Source organism: Acidiphilium sp. (genome assembly GCF_049977125.1).
Classification (GTDB): domain Bacteria; phylum Pseudomonadota; class Alphaproteobacteria; order Acetobacterales; family Acetobacteraceae; genus Acidiphilium.
The window spans coordinates 17,204-28,852 of sequence record NZ_JBMFGY010000034.1; the positions used below are offsets into that span (position 1 = coordinate 17,204).

An 11,649-nucleotide genomic window follows, 5' to 3' on the forward strand; every position below is an offset into this window, starting at 1 on the left:
CTTCAGGAGCCAGTCGTTTCATGATCAACGCCGTCATTGCCGGTTACGCCCGTTCCCCGTTCGCACCGGCTCGAAAGGGCGGGTTGACTCGTGTGCGTCCTGATGAACTCGCGGCCGAAGTGGTGCGGGCGCTGCTTGATCGGACCAAGGTCAATCCGGAGGACATCGAGGACATTATCGTCGGCTGCGCCTTTCCCGAAGCCGAACAGGGGCTCAATGTCGCACGCTTGATCGGATTGCTCGCCGATCTGCCGATCACGGTCGCCGGGGCGACGGTCAACCGGTTCTGTGGTTCATCGATGTATGCAATCCACATGGCGGCCGGCGCGATCGCGATGGGGGCGGGCGAGGTGTTTCTGGCGGTCGGTGTCGAGAGCATGACCCGCGTGCCGATGGGCGGTTATAATCCGCTGCCCTCGCCGGCTCTCTATGCAAAAAATCCTGCGGCTTACATGGGCATGGGCGATACGGCCGAAAACGTTGCGCAACGCTGGCAGATCACGCGCGACGATCAGGAGGAATTCGCGCTCGCGAGCCACCTGAAGGCGGCCACCGCGCAGAAGGAGGGTCGGCTGGCCGATGAAATCGTGCCGATTACGCTGAACCAGGCTCATATGGTGCAAGACGAATGCATCCGTCATGACGCGACGCGTGCGGGCCTTGCCAGCCTGAAACCGGCGTTTGATGCCAATGGCACTGTGACTGCCGGGACATCGTCGCCGCTGACGGACGGGGCTTCGGCGGTTCTGGTCTGTTCGGAAGAATATGCGATGAAACACGGTTTGAGCGTGACCGCGCGGATCAGGTCGGTCGCGGTGGCCGGCTGCGCGCCGGACATCATGGGCATCGGGCCGGTGGCGGCGTCGCGCAAGGCGCTGGCGCGGGCCGGGCTTAGCGTGCGCGACATCGACGTGATCGAGTTGAACGAAGCGTTCGCCTCGCAATCGCTCGCCTGCATCCGAGAGCTCGATCTTGATGTCGCGCGGGTCAATCTCGATGGGGGCGCCCTGGCGCTTGGTCATCCGCTAGGAGCAACCGGCGCGCGGATCACGGGCAAGGCGGCGCAGTTGTTGCAGCGCGTGGGCGGACGATATGCGCTGGCGACCCAGTGCATCGGTGGCGGGCAGGGGATCGCCACGGTGCTGGAGGCGGTTTGATGCCGGAAATCAGCTCGGTCGCGGTGATCGGTGCCGGCGTGATGGGCGCGGCGATTGCCGCGCACGTTGCCAATGCCGGCGTGAGAGTGTTGCTGCTCGATATCGTCAAGCCCGGTAGCGACGATCGCAATGCGATCGCCAAAGAGGCGATCGAGCGCTTCAAAAAAATCAAGCCAGCACCCTTGATGTCGGCTAGGGTCGCAAGGCTGATCACGCCGGGCAACACGGAGGATGACTTCGGGAAACTCGCCGAATGCGACTGGATCGTCGAGGCGGTGATCGAGCGGCTCGATGTCAAGCAGGCGCTGTATGCGCGGCTGGCCGAGGTGCGGAAACCGGGTTCGGTCGTGTCTTCCAACACATCGACGATCCCGCTGAGCGAGTTGATGGGCGCGATGCCGGCAAGCCTGCGGCCGGATTTCGTCATCACGCATTTTTTCAATCCGCCGCGCTACATGCGGTTGCTGGAATTGGTGACCGGGCCGGAGACGAGTGCGCAAACCGTTGAGAAGATCACGGTTTTTTGTGATGTGATACTCGGTAAATCGGTGATTGCGTGCCGTGATACGCCCGGCTTCATCGCCAACCGGATCGGCACCTACTGGATTCAGACGGCGCTGGTTCTGGCGATGGATATGGGGATTGAGATCGAGGCTGCCGATGCGATCATGGGTAAACCGATGGGGTTTCCCTCGACCGGCGTGTTCGGGCTGATGGATCTGGTCGGCATCGATCTCGGCCCGCATGTCAACGCGTCGCTCGCGCGGCTACTGCCGGCGGGTGACGCGTTTCATGCGATGAATCGCGATATCCCGATGATCGGTGTGATGATCGACCAAGGCTATACCGGCAAGAAGGGCAAGGGGGGATTTTATCGCAGCGGCGGGCGCGGTGCGGAAAAGGTCAAGGAAACCTTATCTCTTAAGACGGCGGCGGCGGGAACGCTGGAATGGCGCCCAACGGTCAGGCCAGATCTCGCCGAGGTTAAGGACGCCAAGGATGATCTGAAAAAACTGGTCGGCGCCGAAACAGCAGCCGGACGTTATGCCTGGGGCGTGCTGGGGCGTGTGCTGGCCTATGCGGCTTCGCTGATTCCGGAAATCGCCGATGATATCAGCAGCGTCGATGAGGCGATGCGGCTGGGCTATACTTGGAAATACGGGCCGTTCGAACTGATCGACCGGCTCGGTGCGGCCTGGGTCGCGGAGAGGCTGGCAACGCTGGATTTGGCGGTTCCGCCAATTCTGGCCGCACTCGGCAACGGGAGCTTCTACCAGACCGAAGGGACCAACCTGCGGCAATTCGGCAGCGACGGCCAGTATCATGCCGTCGCCAGGCCGGCCGGGGTGATGCTGCTCGAGGACGTCAAGCGCGGCGCGAAACCGGTTCTGACCAATAAATCAGCCTCGGTCTGGGACATCGGCGACGGGGTGCTCTGCTTCGAGTTCCACTCGATCATGAACGCGCTGGATGGCGACACTCTCACCCTGCTTGATAAGACCATCGCCCTGGTCGGCAAAAGCTACCAGGCGCTGGTGATCTATAGCGAAAACCTGCGCGCGGCGCCGGGGCGCGAGAGTTTCTCCGTGGGGGCCAATCTGGGTCTGGCGCAATTTGCCGCCAATTTGCGGATGTGGAGCAAGATCGAAGGGACGATCAAGGACGGTCAGAAGACCTACCAGGCGTTGCGCTACGCGAATTTCCCGGTGGTCGGTGCGCCGGCAGGGCGCGCACTCGGCGGTGGCTGCGAGATTCTGCTGCATTGTTCGGCGGTTCAGGCCCATGCCGAGACCTATATCGGGCTGGTGGAATGCGGGGTTGGGCTGGTGCCGGGATGGGGCGGTTGTGCCTCGATGCTGGCACGCTGGCAGACCCCGAAGGAAGCCCCGAAAGGGCCGATGCCGGCGGTAGCCAAAGTGTTCGAGATGGTTTCGACCGCGAAAGTGTCCACTTCGGCGGCTGAGGCAAAGGAACTGAAATTCCTGAAACCCGACGACGGCATCACGATGAACCGGATGCGCGTGTTGGCCGATGCCAAGGCCCGCGCGCTTGCGATGGTCGATGGTTACCAACCGCCGCAGCCGGTGACGCTGCAACTGCCCGGCTCATCCGGTCGGGTCGGGCTGGGCATGGCCGTCGCGGAGTTCCGCAAGAAGGGCTTGGCGACCGCCCATGATGTCACGGTTTCGACTCATCTGGCGCGCGTGCTGACCGGGGGTGATGCGGACATCATCGATCAAGTCAGCGAGACCGACGTCATGGCGTTGGAACGCGAAGCCTTCATGGCCCTGTTCCGCACCAAGGAATCCCAGGCTCGGATCAAGCATACGCTTGAAACCGGCAAACCCTTACGAAACTGATCCAACCGACCGGAGAACCCCATGCCCATCTACAAAGCCCCGCTTGAGGATATGCGCTTCGTCCTGCATCAGCTGTTCGACAGCGACGACATCGCGGCTCTGCCCGGCAATGAGGAATTCACGCCGGACCTGATCGACAGCGTGCTGGAAGAAGCCGCGAAATTCTCCGAGGGCGTGTTGTTCCCGCTCAACCAGTCGGGCGACCTCGAAGGTTGCACCTACGAAAATGGCGTCGTCCGCACGCCCACCGGCTTCAAGGACGCCTACAAGGCGTTCTGCGATGGTGGCTGGACCGCGATGGGGGCCGATCCCGCGTTCGGCGGTCAGGGATTGCCGATCCCGGCCGCGATGATGGTCGAGGAAATGCTGTGTTCGGCGAACGTGGCGTTCGGTCTCTATCCCGGACTCACCCATGGCGCCTATGTCGCGCTCAAACACGCGGGCAGCGAGGAGCAGAAACAGACCTACCTGCCCAATCTGGTCTCCGGCAAATGGTCCGGCACCATGTGCCTCACCGAGCCGCATTGCGGCACCGATCTCGGCATGCTGCGCACCCGCGCGGTGCCGAACGATGATGGCAGTTATAGCATCACCGGCAACAAGATCTTCATCAGCGCCGGCGAGCACGACCTGACCGAGAACATCATTCATCTCGTCCTCGCCCGCCTGCCGGACGCCCCTTCCGGCGTGAAGGGTATTTCGATGTTCGTGGTGCCGAAATTCATGGTCCGCGAGGACGGTTCGCTCGGACCGCGCAACGGTCTGCAATGCACCGCGATCGAGCATAAAATGGGCATCAAGGCCTCGGCCACCTGCGCCATGAGCTTCGATGGTGCCACCGGCTGGCTGGTCGGCGAGCCGAACAAGGGCCTGCGCGCCATGTTCACCATGATGAACACCGAGCGTCTCTCGGTCGGCATCCAGGGCCTGGGCGTGGCTGAAACCGCCTATCAGAACGCGGTGGCCTATGCGCGGGACCGGATTCAGGGCCGCTCGTTGACCGGCACCAAGGCCGAGGACAAGCCGGCCGACCCGATCATGGTGCACCCGGATGTGCGGCGCATGCTGCTGACCATGCGCGCCTATATTGAAGGCTGCCGGGCGCTGGCCGGCTGGGTGGCGCGCGAGTTGGAAATCCTCGCCAAATCGACCGATGACGATGCGAGGCAGGTCGCCGATGATTTCGCCTCGCTGATGACCCCGATCGTCAAGGCGATGTTCACCGATCTCGGTTTCGAAATCGCCTCCCTCGCGGTGCAGACCTACGGCGGGCATGGCTACATCCGCGATCACGGCATCGAACAATACGTCCGCGATGCCCGCATCTCCATGCTCTACGAAGGCACCAACGGCATCCAGGCGCTCGACCTGGTCGGCCGCAAACTGCCGCAGGACGGCGGGCGCCTGCTCACCCGCTTCCTCGATCCGGTGCTCGAATTCATCGAGGCGCATGAGGACAACGAGGCGCTGGCGCCGTTCCTGCCGCCGTTGCAGCAGGCGCTCGAACATGTGCAGATCGCGACCGGCTTCATCATGGAAAACGCGATGTCGAACCATGACGAGATCGGCGCCGCCTCGGTCGATTACCTGCGCCTGTTCGGCCTCACCGCGCTGGCTTTCGTCTGGGCGCGCATGGTCGCGATCGCGGCACCGAAGGCGGAAGGCGCGGATGCACAATTCTATCGCGCCAAGGTGCAGACAGCGAAGTTCTTCATGGAACGCCTGCTGCCCCAGACCGGCGCCCTGCTCGCCGCAATCCAGTCCGGTTCGGCCACCATGATGGAGTTCGAAGATTCTGCCTTCTGATCGCACGATCAAGGCCTATCTCGCCGGCCCCGACGTGTTCCTGCCGAATGCGGCGGAACACGCGGCACGGAAAATCGCGATCGCCGCGCGCTACGGGATCACGGGGCTCGCTCCGCTCGACGATGCCAGCACAGCGGCGATGAGCGAGGATGAAGCCTGGCGCGCGATCTTTCACAAGGACATCGCGATGATGGAGGCGAGCGACATCATCATCGCCAACCTCACCCCGTTCCGCGGCGCCTCCGCCGATGCCGGCACGCTGGTCGAACTCGGCTGGTTTCTCGGCCGCGGCAAGCCGGTGTTCGGCTATACCAATTGTGGTACGCTGTTTGCCGATCGGAGCCGGGCGCAATCCTTGCTGGCGCCCGAACTTGCGGCCGGGCTGATGCATGAGAGCTTCGGGTTGGCCGACAATCTGATGGTCGTTGGCGCCGTTATGTTCGGCGGCTCCTGCCCGTTGGTGATGCCTGATGGCGCCGATAACCAGTCGTTCGGTTCGCTTTCGGTGTTCGAACGTTGTGTCGCTCTGGCCGCCGGAGGTGAGCGGGGCGCTGGGCGATCGCTCTCGCCTGAAGGGATGATCCCCAGCCCCCTGAAATCATACGAACTGCCGTAGATCGAGCGTATGCAGGCTGGTTGGCGCGGTTGCGCCGGGTGCTGCGTCAATCGGTCCGGGCGTATGGCCGAAGGCAAAGAAACGTGAGCGCCGCCGCGCTTCTGCTTCGTTCGCATTGACTGGAAACGTCTCATAGCCGCGGCCGCCGGGATGAACGGTATGATGCGTCATGCCGCCCAGGGACCGGCGGTTCCACAGATCGACCACATCGAACACCAGCGGCGACTGCGGCTGGATCAGCGGATGCAGTGACGAGGGCGGTGACCACGCTTTGAACCGGACACCGGCAACAAATTCACCCGGCTGACTGGTCGCGGTCAGCGGCACCGGAATGCCATTGCACGTCAGCAGAAACCGCTCCCCGGTCCAGTTCGTCGCAGTGACCTGCACGCGTTCCACCGCACTGTCGACATAGCGGGCGGTGCCGCCGATCGTCTGTTCTTCGCCGAGCACGTGCCAGGGTTCCAGCGCGTGACGAAGTTCAAGGCCGATGTCGCCCACCATCACCGAGCCGAATTTCGGGAAGCGGAACTCATGATGCGGCGCGAACCAGGCCGGGTTGATCGCGAAACCGCGCCCCGCCAACTCTTCCAGCGCATCGCGAAAATCCTCGGCGACGTAGTGTGGCAGCATGAACGCGTCGTTCAGCCGCGTGCCCCAGCGGATCAGCCGGCGTTCATAGGGGGTCTGCCAGAACGCCGCGACGCAGGCGCGCATCAGCAGCGCCTGAGCCACCGCCATCCGCGCATCCGGCGGCATTTCGAAGGCGCGGAACTCGACCAGACCCCGTCGTCCCGATGCGGCGCCCGGCGCGTAGAGCTTGTCGATGCAGAATTCAGTCCGGTGGGCGTTACCGGTCATGTCGGTCAGAATATTGCGCAGCAGTCGGTCAATGATCCACGGTGGGGTTTCGACACCCGGCTTGATCTGGCGGAACGCGGTTTCAAGCTCCAGCAGCTGATCCTCGCGCGCCTCGTCGATGCGTGGATGCTGGCTGGACGGACCGATGAACAAGCCGGAAAACAGATAGGACAGGCTTGGGTGGTTGTGCCAGAAGCCGAGCAGCGATTTAAGCAGGTCCGGCCGGCGCAGGAACGGACTATCGGCCGCTTCGGCGGCACCCATCACTACATGATTGCCGCCCCCAGTGCCGACATGGCGGCCATCGAGCATGAATTTCTCGGCGGCCAGCCCGGTCTCTCGCGCCATCTGATACAATTGCACCGTGCGGCTGACATGGTCGGCCCAGGTGGCCGCTGGTGGCAGATTAACCTCGATCACGCCCGGATCAGGCGTGACCGAAAAGCTGAGCAGACGGGGATCATCGGGCGGTTGGTAGCCTTCAAGAAAGACCTTGCGCTGCTGGGCCGTGGCGACCTGCTCGATCGCGGCGACCAGGGCGAGAAAATCCTCGATGGCATATAGCGGGGGCAGAAATACATGCAGCATTCCGCCGCGCGCTTCGACCGCGAGAGCCGTGCGCACCAGTCCCGGTGCCTCACCCAGCAATTTTTTGCCGGATCGCGCCGCGGCGATTCCGCGATCGGCGGGGACGAATTCGCGCAAGGCGGCGGCGCTCGGCAGGGGGGGGTGTGATGCGAACGGGTCGCCCGGCACATCGATCTCGATGGCGGCGGGATCTTCCCAGGGCAGGCTATCCAATGGCAGGCGCAACCCGATCGGTGAGTCGCCGGGGACCAGCACCAGATCGCCACCGCGAAATACCCAGCGTGCCGATTGCCATTGCCGGTGCTCACCCACGGTGACGCGCCGCAGCGGCAATACGCTGCCCGATGCCTGGGTCAGATCACCAGCGAACAGCCGCGCAAGACGCGCCCGCTCGATCGGGTCGGCGATTTTACTTGCCTCCGCGCGTACATTTTCGGGCAGACGAGACTCCCGCCACAGATAATAATGCGTATCTTCGTAGGCTGGCATCACCAGCGCGGGGTCGATGTGCAGGGTCTCCGCCAGAGCCGTGCAGAACGCTGCGGCGTCGGCGGCGGTCGCGTCGTCGGCATCATCGTCGCTCGCGAGAAGATCGGCGTTTTGCCAGACCGCCTCGCCATCAGCGCGCCAATGAGCGTGCAGCGCCCAGCGCGGCAGCTGTTCGCCGGGGTAAAGTTTGCCCTGGGTGTATTGCAGAGCGGCCCCCGGTGCCCAGGCCGAAGCCAAGCGGCGCAGCAACCGCCCCGCCATGCGGCGCTTGGTCGGGCCGAGCGCATCGATATTCCATTCCGGAGCATCGATGTCGGTCGCCGAGACAAAGGTCGGTTCGCCGCCCATGGTCAACCGGACATCACCGACGATCAGCGCCGCATCGACGCGGGTGCCGGTTGCAAGAATGTCCTGCCATACCGCTTCGCTATAGGGTTGGGTGACCCGCGGCGTCTGCTCGATCCGTTCCACCGTCATGGCGAAATCGAATTCGACCGCGCTCGGCTCGACCAGCCCGGAGATCGGCGCGGCCGACATTGGGTCAGGACTCGCTGCCAGAGGAATATGGCCTTCGCCGGTCAACAGGCCGGATGTCGCATCGAGGCCGATCCAGCCCGCACCGGGCAGATAGACTTCGGCCCAGGCGTGCAGATCGGTGAAATCCTCGGTCGGCCCGGCCGGTCCCTCGATCGGCTTCACATCGGCGACGAGCTGGATCAAGTAACCCGAGCAGAATCGGGCGGCGAATCCCAAATGCCGCAAAAGATGCACCAGCAGCCACGCGGAATCACGGCACGAGCCACGCCCTTCACCCAATGTCTGCTCGGGTGACCAGACGCCCGGTTCCATCCGCACGACATAGGCAATGCGGGACTGCACCAGCATGTTCAACGCCACCAGCTTATCGATCGTCTTGGCCTCGATCACGCGGCCCTGCTCGATCAATGACAGGAGGAGCGGGCCGGGGGTTTCGATGCGGCGAAACGGGGCCAGCTCCTGTTCCAACACCGGATCATAGGTGAAAGGCCAGGATTCCGCCTCGGGCTCGAGAAAGAAGTCGAACGGATTGATCGTCGCCATATCGGCGATCAGATCGACGGTAACGCTAAACGACGTCACCGGATCGGGAAACACCACGCGTGCCAGGAAATTACCCTGCGGGTCCTGTAACCAGTTCAGAAAATGCGGCTTCGGCTCGATTGCCAGCGTGTAGGCAAGGATCGGCGTCCGGGTGTAGGGCGCCGGTCGCAGCCGGATGGTTTGCGGACCCAGCCGGATCGGTCGGTCGTATTGGTAGCTGGTATGATGGGTCAGCGCGACATGGATCGACATAGGGGCCCTTTGCTGCAACGCGAGATCGGCAGATGATGAGTCCTCGCATGACGTATCGCGACCGGCGTGACAACCGGAAAAACACGCGGCTCCGCCGTCGGCCGGTGCTTTATCAATTCACGGGAGCCAGCACGACGCTCACTTTAAGCGTATGACGCCGGCCGCCGAGGATGATGCCGCAGGTCGGGCTGACATCGGCGAATTCCCGCCCCCACGCCAGCGTGACGTGCGCATCGGACACGATCAGATCATTGGTCGGGTCGAAATCGACCCAGCCATGCATCGGCCCGAGCCATACCGAGACCCAGGCGTGGGACTGTTCCGCACCGGAATAAGCGTTGACGTCGCCTGCGATCTGGCTGCGGAGATACCCCGAAACATAGCGCGCCGGCAGTCCCAGCGCCCGCAGGCAGGCCAGCATCGCGTGGCTGTAATCCTGGCAGACCCCCTCGAGTTTTGCCAGCGCGGCGGGGCCGGTTGTTGCTGTGGTGGTTACGCCGGCGCGGTAGTTAAACTTCGCATATAGATCGTGCATCAGCGCCTCGGTCGCCTGCATGATGTCCGCATACGGCGTGAAATGACCGCGCACAAAGGCGAGCACCGCCTCATCGGTGCCGGTCAGCCTGGTCGGCAGGCGGAACTCCGCGATATCGGGCGGCATCATCGGGTCACCGGCGATCGCCTCCCAATTGATCCCGGCATGCCGGATCATCGGTAATGGCGCGACGGTGATATCGGCCGTAACCGTGGCCTCGAATACGGTGTGCGGCGCATCGATGTCGATCGAGGTGACATGGTTGCCAAAATAATCGACCTCATCGCATCGGTTGGAAGGGACAGGTTCGATCGTCAGCGCCGCCGCCGACAAAATCTGCCCCGGCCGCGCCCGCGGCAGCAGATGCAGGAAATGCCGCGCCCGGATCGCCGGAGTCTGGTAGGTGTAAGTGGTACGATGGCTCAGGCGGTAGTTCATCATGCAGGTCATCCACGCGATTCATTACCGATCGATACCATCCCGCCACCGATGCCGATAGGCATTACGCGCCGGGATCAGCGCCACCCCTGACGATTTTGCTGTTATGATACGCAATGATTGGCGCGGAATTGTGCAGCCGTCGGTCGGATCGTGCAAACTTAGGGGGCGACTGTTCGAATCGCCTGGAAAACTCCTGGCAGGAGACACAACTATGTGCGCAGATCATTTGCGAGGAGCATTAACGACACCGGGCCAGAGTCGCGCCCGGCGATTCCGCCGGCGTATCGGTTGCTGCACTACCGTCCGATCAGAAGCCGGATCTGGCGTGTCGACTCACCGCGATCGCGCCATCCCGTTTTCGCACACCCGAACTGTTGGAGTGCCTCCCTATGAAAATTCGCGCCGGCCACGAAATCGTCTTCGACTGCCCCGCCCCGATCCCAATGCTTCTGATGCTGAATATCCACCCCTCGCGCGAGATGGATCTTTTGAGCGAGCATCGCCTGACCGTCGATCCGCCGGTCCCGACGACCGACTACAATGACAGCTTCGGTAATCGTTGCACCCGCGTTCTTGCTCCCCCCGGCCGCTTCAGCATCACCACGGATTTCCTGATCCGCGACTACGGCACGCCGGATGTCATTCCCTATGGTGCCCAGCAAACCCCGGTCGAGGACCTGCCCGCTGATATATTGGTCTTTCTGCTCGGCAGCCGCTACTGCGAGACGGATCGCTTATCCGAAACGGCGCTCGCGCTGTTCGGCCATGTTCCGCGCGGTTGGCCGCTTGTGCAGGCGATCTGCGATTTCGTCTATGACCGGATCATCTTTGACTACACCGCCGCCCGCCCGACCAAAACCGCATGGGATGCGTTCATGGAACAACGCGGAGTCTGCCGTGACTTCGCGCATCTCGCGGTCACCTTCTGCCGCTGCATGAATATCCCGGCCCGCTACTGTACCGGCTATCTCGGTGACATCGGTATCCCTCTCTCCCCCGACCCGATGGATTTCAGCGCCTGGTTCGATGTCTATCTCGGCGGGCGCTGGTACACCTGCGATGCGAGGCATAACCACCCGCGCATCGGCCGCATCCTCATGGCGCGCGGACGGGACGCAACCGACGTCGCCATGACGACGACGTTCGGCACCTGCATCCTCGCCGGTTTCACCGTGATCACCGACTTGGTACAATAAGACGTACCGGCAGAGAGCGTTCCGGTGCGTTCTCTGCTCCGCCCGGTGATTTGCGGACAGTCCAACAGCGCGCAGCCTTCCGATCATGGGTCCAGCCGCGGCCGCGTCTCTGGTACATGGCTTGCGGGATGCGGGACCGTCCTTGGGATAGAGCATCGGCAACGCAACCCTCGCGTTCAAGGAACCGGCCCTGCGGCTAGCCATCCAGATCAACCCTGACCTCGCCGATCCGGTTGCCATCCCGCCCGTATCACGAACGACGCACGCA

General features: G+C 63.1%; 7 protein-coding genes. 5 read left to right on the forward strand and 2 right to left on the reverse strand.

Annotated elements, in window-relative coordinates; genetic code table 11:
* Nucleotides 1-20: 20 nt before the first annotated feature.
* Genes ACP5E6_RS07715 through ACP5E6_RS07730 form a run of 4 tightly spaced genes read left to right on the forward strand, consistent with a single transcriptional unit; the run spans nt 21 to nt 5,939 of the window.
* A complete protein-coding gene (locus tag ACP5E6_RS07715) occupies nt 21-1,157 on the forward strand; it encodes a thiolase family protein (RefSeq protein ID WP_427953474.1) in 1,137 nt (378 codons plus the stop codon).
* A complete protein-coding gene (locus ACP5E6_RS07720; RefSeq protein WP_427953476.1) occupies nt 1,157-3,517 on the forward strand; it encodes a 3-hydroxyacyl-CoA dehydrogenase/enoyl-CoA hydratase family protein in 2,361 nt (786 codons plus the stop codon). The genes ACP5E6_RS07715 and ACP5E6_RS07720 overlap by 1 nt, the downstream gene beginning before the upstream one ends.
* Before the next feature lie 21 nt (nt 3,518-3,538).
* Nucleotides 3,539-5,323 carry an acyl-CoA dehydrogenase C-terminal domain-containing protein gene (locus ACP5E6_RS07725; RefSeq protein WP_427953478.1) on the forward strand — a complete coding sequence of 595 codons (1,785 nt, stop codon included), beginning with the start codon at nt 3,539-3,541 and terminating at the stop codon, nt 5,321-5,323.
* 7 nt (nt 5,324-5,330) lie between these two features.
* Nucleotides 5,331-5,939, forward strand: coding sequence for a nucleoside 2-deoxyribosyltransferase (locus ACP5E6_RS07730; protein ID WP_427953486.1), 609 nt, complete (start codon nt 5,331-5,333; stop codon nt 5,937-5,939).
* Here ACP5E6_RS07730 and ACP5E6_RS07735 read toward each other — a convergent pair.
* Nucleotides 5,922-9,209, reverse strand: coding sequence for a DUF2126 domain-containing protein (locus ACP5E6_RS07735; RefSeq protein ID WP_427953480.1), 3,288 nt, complete (start codon nt 9,207-9,209; stop codon nt 5,922-5,924). The genes ACP5E6_RS07730 and ACP5E6_RS07735 overlap by 18 nt on opposite strands.
* 112 nt (nt 9,210-9,321) lie before the next feature.
* Nucleotides 9,322-10,185 carry a transglutaminase family protein gene (locus ACP5E6_RS07740; RefSeq protein ID WP_427953482.1) on the reverse strand — a complete coding sequence of 288 codons (864 nt, stop codon included), beginning with the start codon at nt 10,183-10,185 and terminating at the stop codon, nt 9,322-9,324.
* Between the two features lie 389 nt (nt 10,186-10,574).
* Between ACP5E6_RS07740 and ACP5E6_RS07745 the strand changes: the two genes are divergently transcribed.
* Nucleotides 10,575-11,381 carry a transglutaminase-like domain-containing protein gene (locus ACP5E6_RS07745; RefSeq protein ID WP_427953484.1) on the forward strand — a complete coding sequence of 269 codons (807 nt, stop codon included), beginning with the start codon at nt 10,575-10,577 and terminating at the stop codon, nt 11,379-11,381.
* Nucleotides 11,382-11,649: the final 268 nt, after the last annotated feature.

What these genes read in the sequence shown, in the direction of transcription:
- ACP5E6_RS07720 (WP_427953476.1), top strand. Translation starts at nt 1,157, where the DNA reads ATGCCGGAAATCAGCTCGGTCGCGGTGATCGGTGCCGGCGTGATGGGC.
- ACP5E6_RS07715 (WP_427953474.1), top strand. Translation starts at nt 21, where the DNA reads ATGATCAACGCCGTCATTGCCGGTTACGCCCGTTCCCCGTTCGCACCG.
- ACP5E6_RS07740 (WP_427953482.1), bottom strand. Translation starts at nt 10,185, where the DNA reads ATGATGAACTACCGCCTGAGCCATCGTACCACTTACACCTACCAGACT.
- ACP5E6_RS07725 (WP_427953478.1), top strand. Translation starts at nt 3,539, where the DNA reads ATGCCCATCTACAAAGCCCCGCTTGAGGATATGCGCTTCGTCCTGCAT.
- ACP5E6_RS07745 (WP_427953484.1), top strand. Translation starts at nt 10,575, where the DNA reads ATGAAAATTCGCGCCGGCCACGAAATCGTCTTCGACTGCCCCGCCCCG.
- ACP5E6_RS07735 (WP_427953480.1), bottom strand. Translation starts at nt 9,209, where the DNA reads ATGTCGATCCATGTCGCGCTGACCCATCATACCAGCTACCAATACGAC.